Source organism: Sphingomonas flavida (assembly GCF_036663655.1).
Classification (GTDB): Bacteria; Pseudomonadota; Alphaproteobacteria; order Sphingomonadales; family Sphingomonadaceae; genus Sphingomonas.
Map to the genome: position 1 here is coordinate 21378 of NZ_JAXOJH010000011.1, position 16715 is coordinate 38092.

The window sequence follows — 16715 nt, forward strand, 5'->3', positions numbered from 1 at the left end:
TGGGGACTCGCGTGAACGACCTGATTGCCGCCATCATCCTCGGAATTGTCGAGGGTGTCACCGAATTCCTGCCGGTATCCTCGACCGGCCACCTGATCCTTGCGGGCGCGCTGCTCGGCTATGACGATGCGCGGTGGCAGATGTTCAACATCGTCATCCAGCTGGGCGCGATCCTGGCGGTCGTCGTCCTCTACTGGCGCACCTTCTGGACGGTCATGGTCGGCCTGGCGAAGGGCGATCCGGGCTCGGTCCGCTTCGTGCGCAACCTGCTGATCGCCTTCATCCCCGCCGCCGTCATCGGCGTGCTGGCAAAAAAGCATATCGAGGCGCTGTTGCTCCAGCCCAAGGTTGTGGCGGTCGCGCTGATCGTCGGCGGCGTCGCGATCCTGGTGATCGAGCGGCTGGTGAAGCCCGGCAACACGCGCGGCATCGCGGCGGTCCCGGCCAAGACCGCGCTGGGCGTCGGCTTCCTCCAGTGTCTGGCGATGATTCCAGGCGTCAGCCGCTCGGGCGCGACGATCCTGGGGGCGCTGACCCTGGGCGTCGAGCGGCGTACCGCGGCGGAGTTCAGCTTCTTCCTTGCCATCCCCACGATGCTGGGGGCGAGCGTGGTGGAGACGGCCGGGCATATGGATGCGATGCGCGCCGGGAATAGCGTCGGGCCGCTGGAGATCGCGATCGGCTTCGTGGTGGCGTTCATCGTCGCGCTGCTGGTCGTACGCTGGTTCGTCGGCATCGTCGGCAAGCATGGCTTTGGCCCCTTTGCCTGGTATCGAATCGTGGCCGGCAGCATCGCACTGGCGCTGTTGACGATGCATTGATGCCGGATCGGACCTTGTTTTTTGCGGGTCGATCGCAATAGGGCGGTCGGCCGCTAGTAAATCGCGATAACTATGGCAGCATGTATGCCATATATGTCGATTTCGAGGTGACACAGGGTCGCTTGCGCAATATCCGCATCTTCGGAGGCGCATATGGCGAACGATTCTATGCTGAAGTTTGTGGGCCGCGAGCAGGCCTATCCGGCCAAGCGGGGCGCAGAGGCGCGTGCGGAGGATTTCCGTGAGATTGCGGAGCGTTATGCGCCCCCGGCGGCCGAGGACCAGGCCGGGCGCTGCTCGCAATGCGGAGTGCCCTATTGCTCGGTCCATTGCCCGCTGCACAATCATATCCCCGACTGGCTGCGCCTGACCGCCGAGGGGCGGTTGCGCGAAGCCTATGAACTGTCCAACGCCACCTCGACCATGCCGGAGATCTGTGGCCGCATCTGCCCGCAGGACCGGCTGTGCGAGGGCAATTGCGTCATCGAGTTTTCGGGCCACGGCGCGGTCACGATCGGATCGGTCGAGAAGTTCATCACCGACACCGCCTGGGAAGAGGGCTGGGTCGAACCGCTGGTGCCGGGGCCGGAGCGCGGCCAGTCGGTCGCCGTGATCGGCGCGGGGCCCGCGGGCCTGAGCGCGGCAGAATATCTGCGCATTTCGGGTTACGAGGTCCATGTCTATGACCGGCACGACCGCGCGGGCGGCCTGCTGACCTATGGCATCCCCGGCTTCAAGCTGGAGAAGCCCGTCGTCATGCGCCGCGTCGAGCGGCTGAAGGCGGGTGGCATCGTCTTTCACGAGGGCTTCTCGGTTGGCGAGGACGCGACGCTGGAGGAACTGCGCCATCGCCATGACGCGGTGCTGATCGCGACCGGCGTATACAAGGCGCGCAATGTCGAGGTGGATGGATCAGGTGCGAACGGCGTGATCGCCGCGCTCGACTATCTGACCGCCTCCAACCGCAAGAGCTTTGGCGACACGGTCGAGGCGTTCGAGAATGGCTCGCTGAACGCGGCGGGCAAGAATGTCGTCGTGATCGGCGGCGGCGATACCGCGATGGACTGTGTCCGCACCGCGATCCGCCAGGGTGCCAAGTCGGTGAAGTGCCTCTATCGCCGCGACCGCGCGAACATGCCCGGCTCGCAGCGCGAAGTCGCCAATGCCGAGGAAGAGGGCGCCGAGTTCGTCTGGCTGTCCGCGCCGCTCGGCTTCGAGGGCGGCGAGACGGTGACCGGCGTGCGCGCCGCCAAGATGCGGCTGGGTGCGCCGGACGCGAGCGGCCGCCGTGCGCCGGAGGCCGAGCCGGGCGCCGACCATCTGCTGGACGCGGACATGGTCATCAAGGCGCTGGGCTTCGATGCCGAGGACCTGCCCAGCCTGTTCGGCACCGCCGAACTGGGCGTCAGCCGCTGGGGCACGGTGCTGGTCGATGGCCGCACGCTGATGACCAGCCTGGACGGCGTGTTTGCCGCCGGGGATATCGTGCGCGGCGCGAGCCTGGTCGTGTGGGCGATCCGCGACGGCCGCGACGTCGCACAGGCGATGCACAAGTGGTTGAAGGGACGGGCGAAGACGGCTGCGCGCGAGAAGGTGGCGGCGTGATGCGCATGGTCGGTCTGATGGCGGGGTCGCTGGTCGCGCTGGTCGCGACACCAGCCGCACCGAAGGCCGGCCCCACGCAACCCGCGTCGCGCCCGGCGGCGCTGGCGCTTGCGCGATTGCTCTACCCGGAGGCGCTTCTCGTCAAGATGGCCGACATGGGCACCGACACCATGGTGGCGCAGCTCTTGGCGAGTGACCCGAAGATGCAGGCGCGCGAGGCGAAGCATCCCGGCATCGTCTGGGCGATCGCCCAGGCGATACAGCCGTTACGCGCCCGTTCGATGCATGAGCGGATGCCGGTCCTGTGGCAACGCCAGGCGGCGATCTACGGCGCGGCGTTCAGCGATGCCGAACTGGCGACGCTGAACCGCTTTTACGCGACGGCCGCCGGACAGGCGCTGATCGCGACGATGCAGAGCGGAACGGTCCCGCCGAATATGACGACCGAGGCCAGGCTGGTCGACAAGGTCCGGGCGCTGCGGCCCCGGACCGAAGAGACGGTCCTGAGCTGGATTACGGAAGAAGCGCCCTGGGAATGGGCGGAAACGGAAAAGGCCGTGGCCGGGGTGATGACCCGGTTCGGCGCAAGCGGAGAATGACGATGGACCAGCGCGAATATCTCGCCGAGCATGGCATGTACCGCCCCGAGTTCGAGGGCGATGCGTGCGGCGTCGGCATGGTCGCGGCCACCGATGGCCAGCCCTCGCGCCGGGTCGTCCAGTCGGCGATCGACGCGCTGAAGGCCGTGTGGCATCGCGGTGCGGTGGATGCGGACGGCAAGACCGGTGACGGGGCGGGTCTGCATGTCGACCTGCCGCACCGCTTCTTCGACGATGCGATCGCGGCGTCGGGACACAAGGTGCTGCCCAACCGGCTGGCGGTCGGCATGATCTTCATGCCGCGCACCGACCTGGGCGCGCAGGAAACCTGTCGGACCATCGTCGAGAGCGTCATCATCGAGGCGGGCTACACCATCTATGGCTGGCGCCAGGTGCCGGTCGACGTGTCGGTCATCGGCATGAAGGCGCAGGCGACCCGGCCCGAGATCGAGCAGATCATGATCGCCGGGCCGATGCCCGACGAGGTCGATGCCGCTGAGTTCGAGAAGAACCTGTATCTGGTCCGCCGCCGCATCGAAAAGCGGGTGATCGCGGCGCAGATCAGCGGCTTCTACATCTGTTCGCTGTCCTGCCGCTCGATCATCTACAAGGGGCTGTTCCTCGCCGAGAGCCTGTCGGTCTTCTATCCCGACCTGCAGGACCACCGGTTCGAGAGCCGCGTGGCGATCTTCCACCAGCGTTATTCGACCAACACCTTCCCGCAATGGTGGCTGGCGCAGCCCTTCCGCTGCCTGGCGCATAACGGTGAGATCAACACAATCCGTGGCAACAAGAACTGGATGCTCAGCCACGAGATCCGCATGGCCTCGATCGCGTTCGGCGACAATTCGGAGGACATCAAGCCGGTGATCCCCGCGGGCGCGTCCGACACCGCCGCACTCGATGCCGTGTTCGAGGCGATCTGCCGGTCGGGCCGCGATGCGCCGACCGCCAAGCTGATGCTGGTGCCCGAGGCGTGGCAGAAGGACCTCGACGCGCCCAAGGCGCATGCCGACATGTACCAGTATCTCGCCTCCGTCATGGAGCCGTGGGACGGTCCGGCCGCGCTGGCGATGACCGATGGCCGCTGGGCGGTGGCGGGCATGGACCGCAACGCGCTGCGCCCGCTGCGCTATACGCTGACCGCCGACGGCCTGCTGATCGTGGGTTCGGAAAGCGGCATGGTGGTGGTGCCGGAATCGACGATCACCGCCAAGGGCCGCCTGGGGCCGGGGCAGATGATCGCGGTCGATCTGGCCGAGGGCAAGCTGTACGACGACCGCGCGATCAAGGACCAGATCTCGGGCGAGCAGGACTATGCCGCGATGATCGGCGAGTTCCTGACCATGGACCAGCTGCCCGCGCCCTCCGAGGAGGACGCGCTGGTACGGATGCCGCGCGGCGAAATGCTGCGCCGTCAGGTCGCCGCCGGCCAGACGATGGAGGATATGGAGCTGATCCTGTCGCCCATGGCAGAGGGCGGCAAGGAAGCCATCGGGTCGATGGGCGACGACACGCCGCTGGCGGTCATCTCCGACAAGCCGCGCCTGATCAGCCAGTTCTTCCGCCAGAATTTCAGCCAAGTGACGAACCCGCCGATCGACTCGCTTCGCGAACGCTATGTGATGTCGCTCAAGACGCGGTTCGGCAATCTTGCCAACATCCTCGACACCGAGGATCGGCGCGAGCGGGTGCTGGTGCTCAACTCGCCGGTGCTGACGGGGGCTGACTGGCACCGGTTGAAGACGCATTTCGGCCGTTCGGCGGCGGAGATCGACTGCACCTTCGAGGCCGATGGCGGTCCCGACCGTCTGCGCGCGGCGATCCAGCGTATCCGCAACCAGGCGGAACAGGCGGTGCGCGAAGGGCGCTCCGAGCTGTTCCTGACCGACGAGCATGTCTCCGAAGGCCGCGTCGCCATCGCGGGCGTGCTGGCGGCGGCGGCGGTGCACACGCATCTCGTCCGGCGGGGCCTGCGCAGCTATGCGTCGATCAACGTCCGTTCGGCCGAATGCCTCGACACCCATTATTATGCGGTGCTGATCGGCGTCGGCGCGACCACGGTGAACGCCTATCTGGCCGAAGCCGCGATCGTCGATCGTCACGGCCGTGGCCTGTTCGGCGATATGACCATCGAGACGTGCCTGGCCAACCATCGCACCGCGATCGAGGACGGCCTGCTCAAGATCATGGCCAAGATGGGGATCGCGGTGATCTCCAGCTATCGCGGCGGCTATAATTTCGAGGCGGTCGGCCTGTCCCGCGCGCTGGTCAACGATCTGTTCCCCGGTATGCCCGCCAAGATTTCGGGCGAGGGTTACAACTCGCTCCATTATTCGGCGATGATCCGTCACGAGGCGGCCTGGGACCAGCATGTCGCGACGCTGCCGATCGGCGGCTTCTATCGCCAGCGCGACGGCGGCGAGACGCATGCCTATTCAGCACAGCTGATGCACCTGTTGCAGACGGCGGTCGCGACCGACAGCTATTCGACGTACCTGCAATTCGCGCGCGGCGTCGGCGACCTGCCGCCGGTCTATCTGCGTGACCTGCTCCAGTTCAACTTCCCCGCCGAGGGCGTGGCGGTCGATCAGGTCGAGGCGATCACCGAGATCCGCAAGCGTTTCGTGACGCCGGGCATGTCGCTGGGCGCGCTGTCGCCGGAAGCGCACGAGACGCTGGCCATCGCGATGAACCGGATCGGCGCGAAGGCCGTGTCGGGCGAGGGCGGCGAGGACAAGCTGCGTTACCAGCCCTATGACAATGGCGACAACGCCAACTCGACGATCAAGCAGATCGCGAGCGGCCGCTTCGGCGTGACGGCGGAATATCTGAACGCCTGCGACGAGATCGAGATCAAGGTCGCACAGGGCGCCAAGCCCGGCGAGGGCGGGCAGCTGCCCGGCTTCAAGGTGACCGAGTTCATCGCCAAGCTTCGCCATGCGACGCCGGGCGTGACGCTGATCTCGCCGCCGCCGCATCACGATATCTACTCGATCGAGGATCTCGCGCAGCTCATCTACGACTGCAAGCAGATCAACCCGCGCGCCCGCGTCTGCGTGAAGCTGGTCAGCTCGGCGGGCATCGGCACGGTCGCAGCGGGCGTGGCGAAGGCGCATGCCGACGTCATCCTGGTGTCGGGCCATGTCGGCGGCACGGGTGCGTCGCCCCAGACGTCGATCAAGTACGCCGGCACGCCCTGGGAAATGGGCCTGTCGGAGGTCAACCAAACGCTGACCCTGAACGGCCTGCGCGGTCGCATCCGCCTGCGCGCCGATGGCGGCCTGAAGACCGGGCGCGACATCGTGATCGCGGCGATCCTGGGGGCCGAGGAATTCGGCATCGGTACGCTGAGCCTCGTCGCCATGGGATGCATCATGGTGCGCCAGTGCCATAGCAACACCTGCCCGGTCGGTGTCTGCGTGCAGGACGAGCGGCTTCGCGCCAAGTTCACCGGCACGCCGGAAAAGGTCATCAACCTGATGACCTTCATCGCCGAGGAAGTCCGCGACATCCTGGCGCGCCTCGGCGTGCGCTCGCTGGACGAGGTGATCGGGCGGACCGAGCTGCTGCGCCAGGTCAGCCGCGGGGCCGAGCATCTCGACGATCTCGACCTCAATCCCGTTCTGGCCAAGGTCGATGCGACCGATGCCGAGCGGCGGTTCAGCCTGTCGACCTTCCGCAACGAAGTGCCCGACAGCCTGGATGCGCAGATCATCAAGGATGCCGCCGCCGTCTTCTCGCGCGGCGAGAAGATGCAGTTGACCTATTCGGTGCGCAACACGCACCGCGCGGTCGGCACCCGCCTGTCCTCGGAGATCACGCGCACGTTCGGCATGAGCAAGCTGGCCGACGGGCATGTCACCGTCCGGCTGCGGGGGAGCGCGGGCCAGTCGCTGGGCGCGTTCCTGTGCAAGGGCGTGACGCTGGAAGTGTTCGGCGATGCCAACGACTATGTCGGCAAGGGCCTGTCGGGCGGCACGATCATCGTCCGTCCGGCGGTCAGCTCGCCGCTGGCCAGCCAGAAGAACACGATCATCGGCAACACCGTCCTCTACGGCGCGACCTCGGGTCGCCTGTTCGCGGCGGGCCAGGCGGGCGAGCGCTTCGCCGTGCGTAACTCGGGCGCGACCGTGGTGGTCGAGGGCTGTGGCGCAAATGGCTGCGAATATATGACCGGCGGCACCGCGGTGGTGCTGGGCGAGGTCGGCGCGAACTTCGGTGCGGGCATGACCGGCGGCATGGCCTTCATCTACGACCCCGAAGCGCGTTTCCCGCGCCGCGCCAACCCCGAGAATATCGTGTGGCAGCGTCTCGCTTCGGCGCATTGGGAAGGCGTGTTGCGCGACCTGGTCGCCGAACATGCCGCGCGCACCGACAGCAAGTGGTCGAAGGGGCTGCTCGAGGATTGGGACCGCGTGGCCGGGCATTTCTGGCAGGTCTGCCCGAAGGAAATGCTGACCCGGCTGGCGCATCCGCTCGACGACAGTGTCGAGGCGGTGGCGGCGGAATGATAGCTCTTTTCCTCACCCGCTAGGGGAGGTGGCAGGCCGAAGGCCTGACGGAGGGGTGTCGCGTCCTGGATAGCGGGACACCCCTCCACCAGCTTCGCTGATCCCCCGCGCCTTGCAGGGGAGGAACGGGATTCCATCCCGCCCAACTCGCATAGCCCAAGACGGAACCGTTGCGTCACCGTGACAGTTTGGTCGCGATGAACAGGGGGAAGACCGCATGACCATCGACCGCGAACGGATCGAACGAGGGGGATTCATCCTCTTCCTCGCGATCGTGACCATCGGACTGATCGCGGTGGTTTCCGGCTTTCTGATGGCGCTGCTCTGGGCGGCGCTGGCGGCGATCCTGTTTCGGTCGCTGTTCCAGTGGCTGCTGACCAAGACGGGCGGGCGACGCGGCCTTGCCGCCGGGCTGACCATGCTCATCATCACCTTTGCCGTGGTGGTGCCCACCCTGGTGATCGGCAGCATGGTCGTCGACCAGGCCTCGGGCGTGTATCTGAAACTCCGCAGCGGCCAGATCGACTTCGCCCAATATTTCCAGCAGGTTCGCGATGCACTGCCCCAGCGTTTGCGCCAGGCGATGGACAATTCGGGCGTCGGCAGCTTCGAGGGGCTTCAGCAGCGCGTCTCGCGCACGCTGAGCAGCAGCGTCAGCCAGATCGCGAGCCAGGCGCTGTCGATCGGTCGCAACGCCTTCGCCTTCGCGCTGGCCTTTGGCGTCGGCCTGTATGTCGCCTTCTTCCTGATCCGCGACGGGGATCGGCTGGGGTCCGCCTTCGTCCGCGCGCTGCCGCTGGACGGACAGGTGTCGACGCGACTGGTGGATACCTTCGTTGCGGTGGTGCGCGCGACGATCAAGGGATCTGTCATCGTCGGGCTGGTGCAGGGCGCGCTGGGGGCGATCACCTTCTCGATCGTCGGCGTGCCTGCCGCGCTCTTGTGGGGCGTGCTGATGGCGATCGCCGCCCTGCTGCCCGCGATCGGCCCGGCAATCATCTGGGGGCCGGTCGCCATCTACCTGCTGGCGACGGGGGCGATCTGGCAGGGGGCGGTGGTCGTCGCCTCGGGCGTGCTGGTCATCGGACTGGCCGACAATATCCTGCGTCCCATCCTGGTCGGCCGCGACACCGGCCTGCCCGACTGGATCGTACTGCTGACGACGCTGGGCGGGATCGAGCTGCTGGGGCTCAGCGGGATCGTCGTGGGTCCGGTCGTGGCGGCGCTGTTCCTGACGGGCTGGCGGATACTGAGCGAGCAGCGCGGGGTTGCCCTGCCGTCCGAAGCGTCGGATTGATCCGACACCGGCGGTGACCCATAATGGGGGATTTGGGCCGGGATGCGCGGCGAAGCCTGTTTGCACCGCAACAATCGGTTCCTATGATCCAGCGGCCGGGCAGGCGGGCCCGCGGTGATGGCCGTTGAAGGGATGGGGATGCGAATGCGACCGGGGGGCGGGATGATCGTGTCCGCCATGGCCTTGATCCTGGTGGGCTGCGGCGACGGCAACACGCCGGTCGCCCGTGCCGCGGGGACGAAGGGCGCCGTCATCGAAATGCCGATCCCCGAGCCGTCGCCTCCGGCCCGTGCGACGCCGGACCCATCCGCCAATCCCGATGCGCCCTTGGCGACGATCGGCTTTCCCGAAGGGGGCGCGGTCCTGAGCCGGGAGGCGAAGGCGACGCTCGACCGGATGGCGGAGCAGGCGGCGGTGAAGACGGGCCGCCTGACGCTGCGTGGCCATTCCGACAGCGACGGCGATGATACGGCCAATCGCACCATGTCGCGCAAGCGGGCCGATGCGGTACGCGATTATCTGGCGCGCAAGGGCATTGCGCGCGACCGGATTACCGTCATCGCGCTGGGCGAGACGCGCCCCGTCGCGCCCAATGCCAAGCCCGATGGCAGCGACGACAGCGCAGGCCGCGCGCGCAACCGCCGTGTGGAGATCGCGCTCACGCCCGCCGCTTCCTGATCCGGTTTTCGCGGCACGCCATGTCGGTGATTGCCGACCCGATCGGCGCGGCTTAAGGCCGGGTCATGGCCAAGGGTGATCGACTGGCGCGGCTGGATGTGCACCGCGAGGAAATGGAAAGCGACTATCGCGAGGCGCTGATCGCGGCGCTGCGTATAACGGCGGGCGGCAAATGGGGGCTGTTCGACCATCGCAAGGACCGCGTGGCCCGCGCGGCGGCGGCCCCCGTGGTGGCGGAGCTGACCGAGATCGGCGAGGCGATCGACGCGGCCAGGACACAGCTGGGCCTGCCGCCCTTTGCGCTCCATGCCGAGTTTCTCGCGTCGCGCGGGCCGGTCGGGCCCGAGGCGGTGGGTGAGCCCAAACAGGCCCAGGCCTGGCTCGACCGTCTCGCCGCCGAGGGATAAAGCCGTTTCTTCCTTCCCCATCAGGAGGGAAGGAAGACGGTCCGTCCGGCGTTTATGCCACCTGCAACGCTTCGGCCGCCACGGCGGCGATGTCGTCGCCCAGCTGGTCGACCCGTGCAGGGTCGGCGTCCCATGCGAACATGAAGCGCGCGCCGCCGCCGATGAAGGTATAGAAGCGCCAGCCGCGCGCGCGCAGGCCGTCGAGCACTTCGGGCGGCGCGCTCAGGAACACGGCATTGGCCTCGACCGGGAACATCGGTTCGATGCCGGGCAGCCCCGCGACCCGCGCCGCCAGCCGCTGGGCACAGGCATTGGCATGCGCCGCATTGGTCAGCCAGGCGCCGGTGTCGAGCATCCCGATCCAGGGCGCGGCGAGGTAGCGCATCTTGGACGCCAGCTGCCCCGCCTGCTTGCAGCGATAGTCGAAATCTTCCGCCAGCACGGGGTCGAAGAACAGGATGGCCTCGCCGACCGCCATGCCGTTCTTGGTCCCGCCGAAGCACAGCACGTCGACGCCCGCGCGCCACGTCATGTCGGCGGGTGAACAGCCCAGCGCGGCGCAGGCATTGGCGAAGCGCGCCCCGTCCATGTGCAGCCGCAGGCCCAGTTCGCGGCACACCGCCGACAATGCATGGATCTCGGGCAGGGTATAGACCTGCCCCGTCTCGGTCGGCTGGGTGATCGTCACCGCGCGGGGCTTGGGAAAATGAATGTCCGAGCGGCCGGTGGCCAACGCGCGGACCGCGTCCGGGGTCAGCTTGCCGTCATCGGTCTGCGCGACCAGCAACTTGGAGCCGTTGGAGAAGAACTCCGGCGCGCCGCACTCGTCGGTCTCGACATGCGCGGAGGCCGAGCAGATCACGCTATGATAGCTCTGGCAGAGTGCGGCCAGCGCCAGCGAATTGGCCGCCGTGCCGTTGAACGCGAAGAAGACCTCGCACTTGGTCTGGAACAGCGTGCGGAACGCGTCGGCGGCGCGGTCGGTATAGGGGTCCTCGCCATAGGCGGGGACATAGCCCTGGTTCGCCTCGGCCATCGCGGCCCAGGCCTCGGGACAGATGCCGGCATAATTGTCGCTGGCAAATTGCTGGGGCGCGAGATGCTGAGGGGCCGTCTTCATCACAAATCCTTCGTGCCTTTGGGCGAGTCGGATGAGGAAGTGGCGGTTCGTCCCGTTGTTGCCGGTTCGGCCACATCCCTCTCCATCTGGAAAGGCACCACCTTGCCGGGAGGCAGGTTGGTGCCGGGCATGGGCCCGACTCTTGATGCTGGCGGGCGCACTACCGGCATGAGCGAGAATTCGCAAGGGGTGTTACCGCTCCACGCCCGACTTTCGGCCGCAAAGCATTGCGCATCGGGCACGAAACGTGGAAGCGTAGGGCCATGAACATCAGGACCTCGCGCCGCGGCAGCAGCGCTCCCACGATCAGCGACGTCGCCCGAGAGGCCGGCGTGTCGCTGATGACCGTGTCGCGCGTCATCAACAACGAGGCCAATGTCCGACCCGCCACCCGCGAAAAGGTCGAGGCGGCGATCGCCCAGCTGAACTATGCCCCCAACCCCGCCGCGCGCAGCCTGGCCGGCGCGGCGCAGATCCGCATCGGCATGTTGTACAGCAATCCCAGCCAGGGGTTCCTGAGCGAGTTCCTGCTCGGCACGCTGGACCAGGCATCGCGGCTGGACGTGCAGATGGTGGTCGAGAAGTGCGAGATCGGCGACCATGAGGTCGAGGTGACGCGCCACCTGATCAAGGGCGGGATCGACGGCGTCATCCTGCCGCCGCCACTGTGCGAGGCCGAACCGGTGCTCTCGCTGCTGCGTGAGGCGGGGGTGCCGACCGTCGTCGTGGCGACCGGTCGCTCGCCCGAGGAGATGCCCGACTCGGCGATGGCGGTCCAGATCGACGACCGCGCCGCCGCCGAGGAGATGACCCGGCATGTCATGACGCTGGGCCATCGCCGCATCGGCTTCATCTCGGGCAATCCCAACCTGACCGCCAGCGCCCGGCGGTATGAGGGGTTTCGCGCCGCGCTGGAGGCGGCGGGCGCGCCGTTCGACGCGGATCTGGTCGCACCGGGGCTCTATACCTATCGCTCCGGGCTGGACGCGGCCGAGCGGCTGCTCGACCTGCCCGAGCCGCCGACCGCGATCATCGCCTCCAATGACGACATGGCGGCCGCGACGGTGGCGGTGGCGCATCGCCGTGGTCTGGACGTGCCGAGCGACCTGACCGTCTGCGGGTTCGACGACACCACCCTGTCGACGACCATCTGGCCCGAGCTGACCACCATCCACCAGCCGATCGCCGACATGGCGCGCGCCGCGGTCGAGATGATGGCGACCGTGATCCGCCAGAAGACGGGCGAGGCCGCCCCGCACCGCATGCTCGACTATAGCCTGATCCGGCGTCAGTCGGATGCGGCGCCGCGGCGGCGGCCGCGCGCGATAGCATGACCGGTCCCGCCATGCGGAAGCGGGACGAAGCGCATATACATCCGCTTGACGGCGCGATGTTTTAAGATAGCGTTACCATTCAAGGCCGGGCAGTTTTGCGCCGGTGACAGGATTAAGTCGCGCGGTTAGGCGAAGACGTGAGCCGCGCGGATGAGGAGAGGGCCCGAGGTGACCGATTCGACTAGGGGTGGGGACGCGATCCGCGTCAACCATGGATTCATCGCCGCGATCGTCGTTGTCGCGACCATCGGCGGTTTCATGTTCGGCTATGATTCCGGCGTCATCAACGGCACGCAAAAGGGGCTGGAGGCCGCGTTCGACCTCGGTCGTCTGGGTGTCGGCGTCAATGTCGGCGCGATCCTGGTTGGATCGGCGATCGGCGCGTTCGGCGCGGGGCGCCTGTCCGACGCGATCGGCCGCCGCAACGTCATGATGCTGGCCGCCGGGCTCTTCCTGGTCAGCGCGTTGCTGGCGGGCGCCGCCGGCAGCTCGGCGATCTTCATCTTCGCGCGCATCATCGGCGGCCTGGGCGTCGGCGCGGCCAGCGTCATCTCGCCCGTCTACATCTCCGAAGTGACGCCTGCCTCGATTCGCGGACGACTGTCGAGCGTGCAGCAGGTGATGATCATCACCGGCCTGACCGGTGCGTTCGTCGCCAATTTCGCGCTGGCGCGCTATGCCGGTGGCTCGACCGCCGAATTCTGGCTGGGCTTCCCCGCCTGGCGCTGGATGTTCTGGCTTCAGGCGATCCCGGCGGCGATCTATTTCGCGGCCCTCTCGATCATCCCGGAAAGCCCGCGCTTCCTGGTCGCCAAGGGCCGCGATGCCGAGGCGCATACCGTCCTGACCAAGCTGTTCGGCGAGGGTGAGGCGACCCGAAAGGTGGCCGAGATCCGCCGCAGCCTGTCCGCCGACCAGCACAAGCCCAAGCTGTCCGACCTAGTCGACAAGACGACCGGCAAGATCCGCCCGATCCTGTGGGCGGGCATCGGCCTGGCCGTGTTCCAGCAGCTCGTCGGCATCAACGTCGTGTTCTATTACGGCGCGACGCTGTGGGAGGCGGTCGGCTTCTCGGAGGATTACGCGCTCCAGACCAACATCCTGTCGGGCGTGCTGTCGATCGCGGCGTGCCTGTTCACCATCGCGACAGTCGACAAGATCGGCCGCAAGCCGCTGCTGCTGATCGGCTCGGCGGGCATGGCGGTGACGCTGGCGATCGTCGCCTATGCCTTTTCGACCGCCGTCACCGGCGCGAACGGCGCGGTCAGCCTGCCCGGCAACAACGGCGTCATCGCGCTGGTCGCGGCGAACCTGTACGTCATCTTCTTCAACGCCAGCTGGGGCCCGGTCATGTGGGTCATGCTGGGTGAGATGTTCCCGAACCAGATTCGCGGTTCGGGCCTGGCGGTGTCGGGCTTTGCCCAGTGGATCGCCAACGCCGCCATCTCGGTCAGCTTCCCGGCGCTGGCCGTGTCGCCGGGCCTGAGCGTGACCTATTTCGGTTATGCCTTCTTCGCGGCGGTGTCGTTCTTCTTCGTCCGCGCGATGGTCAACGAGACGCGCGGTCGCGAGCTGGAAGACATGGCGGGCTGATCGTCCCGAAATCGGAATGCCGAAAGGGCCCGCTTCCAACAGGAGGCGGGCCCTTTCTTTGTCCCCGATCTCCGTTCAGCCCGAACCGAGGATGGTGAGGGGGCTTAACCCCGTCCCGCCTGAACCAGGATCGAGTCGGAGGGCAGCAACTGGTCCATGAAGGGCAGCATCGCCGCGCCGATGGCGGGCGCGTCATGGGCGCGGCGTGCCGGGCGGATGGCGGGGCGCACCGGCAGTTCGATCTCCGCCAGCGCCTGGTCCAGCCCCCTGGCCAGCCGGTCGAGCAGCCAGATGGGCAGGCGCCCGCCGATCAGTATGGCATCGGGATCGAACAAGGTCGTCACCGCGACGAAGGGTTGGGTCAGCGCCGCGATCGAATCGACGATCCACCGGTCGAGGACCGCGCACAGCATCGGATCGTCCTGTTCGCCCAGCGTCTCGGGCGAATCGAGCGTATAGCCCGCCGCCGCCAGCCGCACCTGCAGCCCGGCCAGCGACACCGTGTCCTGCACGATCGCCCCAGGTCTCTTGGCGGTCGGATCGGGCATCAGCCCGATCTCGCCCGAACGGCGATGCGCGCCGCGATGATAGGTGCGATCGACGACCAGCCCGCCGCCGAGCCCCGCCGTAATCAGCAGGTAGAAGAAACTGGGGCAGTCGAAGTCGTGATCATATTGCGCCTCGCCCAGCGCGGCGGCGGCGGCATCATTGTCGCGGTGGATCGGCCAGGGGAGAAGCGGGGCGAGCAGCGCCTCCGGATCGACGCCGACCCAGGCATCATATCCGCGCGTCTGGTTGGGCAGCGAGCGGTCGACGCCGTCGGGCATCGCGATGCCGACGCCAATCACCCGTGAGCGATCGACCTGCCCCTCGGCCAGCGCGGGCTCGAACGTATCGTGGATGAAGGCGGTGACGTCGTCGGGGCTGGGAAAGGCGATCTCGCGCGTCGCCCGCGCCCGCACCGTGCCGCTGAGGTCCAGGATCGCGATGGCCAGATGGTCGCGGTCGATGGTCAGTCCGATCGCGAACGCGCCGTCGGGGCAGATCTCGATCCGCAGCGCAGGCTGTCCGCGTCCGCGATGCAGCCGCCCGGCGGTGCGGATCATCCCCATCTCGCTCAGGCGGCCGGTGATGTTGGCGATGGTCGGCGGGGTCAGCCCGGTCTGGTTGGCCAGCGCGATCCGCGTGGTCTCGCCATGACAGCGTATCGCCTGGAGCACGGTGCGCAGATTATAATCGCCCGCACGTTCCAGATTGGTGCCCGAAAAGCCCCGCGACAGGCGTGCGTCGCGCGAATGCACCTCAACCGCGCGGTTGCCGGTGTCCGATCCCCTGGCCGGTGGCTTGGTCAGCCCCATGGCCGGTATGCCCGGCGCGCCGGGCTGCGGCGATCGCATCTGGTCCGTCCCCTGTCGGTATGGCGATCCTGCGTCGCCGCTTTGAGCGCAAAATCGACATGCGAACCGGTCGGGTCAAGTGCTTTTGTCAGACCAGATTTCCCCGCCCCGGTTCGCCACCGGGGCGGGGCGGCCTCAAATCGGGATCAGGCAGGGGTCAGCCTGATCAGCCGTCCTTGCGAATCGCCGCCGTCCTCCAGGACGTAGATGGCGCCGTCGGGACCCTGTTCGACTTCGCGGATACGCGCACCCATGTCCCACTGGTCGCCCTTGGCGGCGCTGGTGCCGTTCAGGTCGACGCGGACCAGCGCCTTGCTGGACAGGCCGCCGATGAACGCATCGCCGCGCCATTGCGGGAAGAGCGAGCCCGAATAGATCATCAGCCCGCCCGGCGAGATCACCGGGTTCCACCAGACCTTGGGCGCTTCATAGCCGTCGCCCGCGCGGTGATCGGGAATGTCGCGGCCGTCATAATGCGACCCGTTCGAGGCGTTGGGCCAGCCGTAATTGCGGCCCGGCAGGATCAGGTTGACCTCGTCGCCGCCCTTGGGGCCCATCTCCTGCTCCCACAAATTGCCGGCAGCATCGAAGGCGATGCCCAGCAGGTTGCGATGGCCATAGGACCAGATGGCGGGATCGAAACCCTGCGCCGCCAGCGGATTGCCCGCCGCAGGCTTGCCGTCGGGGGTCAGGCGGAGCACCTTGCCCAGCGTCGCCTTGGGATCCTGCGCCGGGGTGAATTTCTGCCGGTCGCCCGCCGTGAAGAACAGATACTGGCCGTCGGGCGAAAAGGCGATGCGGCCCGAATAATGGCCGTCGCCGGTGACGGCCGGGCTGGCGGCCCATAGCGTCTCGACCCCGGTCAGTTGCGCGGTGCCGTTCGCCTCCTGCAACCGCCCGCGCGCCAGCACGACATGCTTGCCGCCATCGGCGGCTGCCGAATAGCTGAAATAGACGCGGGCCGACTGCGCGAAGTCGGGGGCGAGGGCCACGTCCATCAGGCCGCCCTGGCCCGCCGAATCGACGGCGATGCGTACGATCGTCTGGCGCGCCTGGCCATCGGCGGCGACCAGCAGCATCCGGCCGTCCTTCTCGGTCACCAGCATTCGCCGGTCGGGCAGGAAGGTCATCGCCCAGGGCGCGTCGAAATCGGCGATGACGGTGCGGCCAAAGGGTTGGCCGTCGACCACGGTCGCGGGCGGGGTGGCGGAGGGCGAGGGGGCGGGGGTGCCGCCGGGCGCGACCGTCACGGGCGACGTATTCCCCGTTTCGCCGGGGGCCGGCCCGTTGCCCGAACAGGCGATAAGGGCCACCGGCAAGGCGGCGAGCAGCGGCAGTTTCATCTTCATC

12 protein-coding genes and 1 riboswitch are annotated in these 16715 nt (G+C 67.6%); of the genes, 9 read left to right on the forward strand and 3 right to left on the reverse strand.

Features of this window, described 5'->3' with window-relative positions; genetic code table 11:
- The first annotated feature begins 11 nt into the window (after nucleotides 1–11).
- The 7 genes from U1703_RS12995 to U1703_RS13025 all read left to right on the forward strand — a co-directional run bounded on the left by U1703_RS12995 (nucleotide 12) and on the right by U1703_RS13025 (nucleotide 9921).
- Nucleotides 12–821, forward strand: a complete 810-nt coding sequence (locus U1703_RS12995) for an undecaprenyl-diphosphate phosphatase (protein ID WP_332786030.1) — start codon at nucleotides 12–14, stop codon at nucleotides 819–821.
- 153 nt (nucleotides 822–974) lie between these two features.
- Nucleotides 975–2426 carry an NAD(P)-dependent oxidoreductase gene (locus tag U1703_RS13000; protein ID WP_332786031.1) on the forward strand — a complete coding sequence of 484 codons (1452 nt, stop codon included), beginning with the start codon at nucleotides 975–977 and terminating at the stop codon, nucleotides 2424–2426.
- Nucleotides 2426–3025, forward strand: a complete 600-nt coding sequence (locus U1703_RS13005; RefSeq protein WP_332786032.1) for a DUF2059 domain-containing protein — start codon at nucleotides 2426–2428, stop codon at nucleotides 3023–3025. The genes U1703_RS13000 and U1703_RS13005 overlap by 1 nt, the downstream gene beginning before the upstream one ends.
- The gene (gltB, locus tag U1703_RS13010; RefSeq protein ID WP_332786033.1) at nucleotides 3022–7539 is read left to right on the forward strand and encodes a glutamate synthase large subunit; all 4518 of its coding nucleotides are present in this window, start codon (nucleotides 3022–3024) and stop codon (nucleotides 7537–7539) included. Before U1703_RS13005 ends, gltB begins: the two co-directional genes overlap by 4 nt.
- A 217-nt stretch (nucleotides 7540–7756) precedes the next feature.
- On the forward strand, nucleotides 7757–8836 hold the full coding sequence (locus U1703_RS13015) for an AI-2E family transporter (protein ID WP_320452933.1): 1080 nt from the start codon (nucleotides 7757–7759) through the stop codon (nucleotides 8834–8836).
- Nucleotides 8837–8998: 162 nt separating this feature from the next.
- A complete protein-coding gene (locus U1703_RS13020; RefSeq protein ID WP_332786034.1) occupies nucleotides 8999–9514 on the forward strand; it encodes an OmpA family protein in 516 nt (171 codons plus the stop codon).
- A 65-nt stretch (nucleotides 9515–9579) separates the two neighbouring features.
- Nucleotides 9580–9921: a hypothetical protein gene (locus U1703_RS13025; protein WP_332786035.1), complete on the forward strand. Its 342-nt coding sequence runs from the start codon at nucleotides 9580–9582 to the stop codon at nucleotides 9919–9921.
- Nucleotides 9922–9973: 52 nt separating this feature from the next.
- On the opposite strand, the gene U1703_RS13030 is transcribed toward U1703_RS13025, so the two are convergent.
- Nucleotides 9974–11041 (reverse strand): threonine aldolase family protein, encoded by a 1068-nt coding sequence (locus tag U1703_RS13030; protein WP_332786036.1) that lies wholly within the window; start codon nucleotides 11039–11041, stop codon nucleotides 9974–9976.
- A gap of 44 nt (nucleotides 11042–11085) precedes the next feature.
- Nucleotides 11086–11195, reverse strand: a riboswitch (SAM-I-IV-variant riboswitch).
- Nucleotides 11196–11304: 109 nt separating this feature from the next.
- Here U1703_RS13030 and U1703_RS13035 point away from each other — a divergent pair.
- On the forward strand, nucleotides 11305–12375 hold the full coding sequence (locus U1703_RS13035) for a LacI family DNA-binding transcriptional regulator (RefSeq protein WP_332786037.1): 1071 nt from the start codon (nucleotides 11305–11307) through the stop codon (nucleotides 12373–12375).
- Between the two features lie 150 nt (nucleotides 12376–12525).
- Nucleotides 12526–13968, forward strand: coding sequence for a sugar porter family MFS transporter (locus tag U1703_RS13040; protein WP_332786038.1), 1443 nt, complete (start codon nucleotides 12526–12528; stop codon nucleotides 13966–13968).
- A gap of 104 nt (nucleotides 13969–14072) precedes the next feature.
- Here U1703_RS13040 and U1703_RS13045 read toward each other — a convergent pair whose 3' ends face one another.
- Both U1703_RS13045 and U1703_RS13050 read right to left on the reverse strand, forming a co-directional pair.
- On the reverse strand, nucleotides 14073–15365 hold the full coding sequence (locus tag U1703_RS13045; protein ID WP_332786039.1) for an ROK family transcriptional regulator: 1293 nt from the start codon (nucleotides 15363–15365) through the stop codon (nucleotides 14073–14075).
- Between the two features lie 146 nt (nucleotides 15366–15511).
- Nucleotides 15512–16708, reverse strand: a complete 1197-nt coding sequence (locus U1703_RS13050; RefSeq protein WP_332786040.1) for a PQQ-dependent sugar dehydrogenase — start codon at nucleotides 16706–16708, stop codon at nucleotides 15512–15514.
- Nucleotides 16709–16715 lie beyond the last annotated feature (7 nt).

Excerpts from the sequence above, each read along its gene's own strand:
- U1703_RS13045 (WP_332786039.1), bottom strand. The coding sequence starts at position 15,365 with ATGCGATCGCCGCAGCCCGGCGCGCCGGGCATACCGGCCATGGGGCTG.
- U1703_RS13040 (WP_332786038.1), top strand. The coding sequence starts at position 12,526 with ATGAGGAGAGGGCCCGAGGTGACCGATTCGACTAGGGGTGGGGACGCG.
- U1703_RS13050 (WP_332786040.1), bottom strand. The coding sequence starts at position 16,708 with ATGAAACTGCCGCTGCTCGCCGCCTTGCCGGTGGCCCTTATCGCCTGT.
- U1703_RS13030 (WP_332786036.1), bottom strand. The coding sequence starts at position 11,041 with ATGAAGACGGCCCCTCAGCATCTCGCGCCCCAGCAATTTGCCAGCGAC.
- U1703_RS13015 (WP_320452933.1), top strand. The coding sequence starts at position 7,757 with ATGACCATCGACCGCGAACGGATCGAACGAGGGGGATTCATCCTCTTC.
- U1703_RS13000 (WP_332786031.1), top strand. The coding sequence starts at position 975 with ATGGCGAACGATTCTATGCTGAAGTTTGTGGGCCGCGAGCAGGCCTAT.
- U1703_RS13005 (WP_332786032.1), top strand. The coding sequence starts at position 2,426 with ATGCGCATGGTCGGTCTGATGGCGGGGTCGCTGGTCGCGCTGGTCGCG.
- U1703_RS13025 (WP_332786035.1), top strand. The coding sequence starts at position 9,580 with ATGGCCAAGGGTGATCGACTGGCGCGGCTGGATGTGCACCGCGAGGAA.
- U1703_RS13035 (WP_332786037.1), top strand. The coding sequence starts at position 11,305 with ATGAACATCAGGACCTCGCGCCGCGGCAGCAGCGCTCCCACGATCAGC.
- gltB (WP_332786033.1), top strand. The coding sequence starts at position 3,022 with ATGACGATGGACCAGCGCGAATATCTCGCCGAGCATGGCATGTACCGC.
- U1703_RS13020 (WP_332786034.1), top strand. The coding sequence starts at position 8,999 with ATGATCGTGTCCGCCATGGCCTTGATCCTGGTGGGCTGCGGCGACGGC.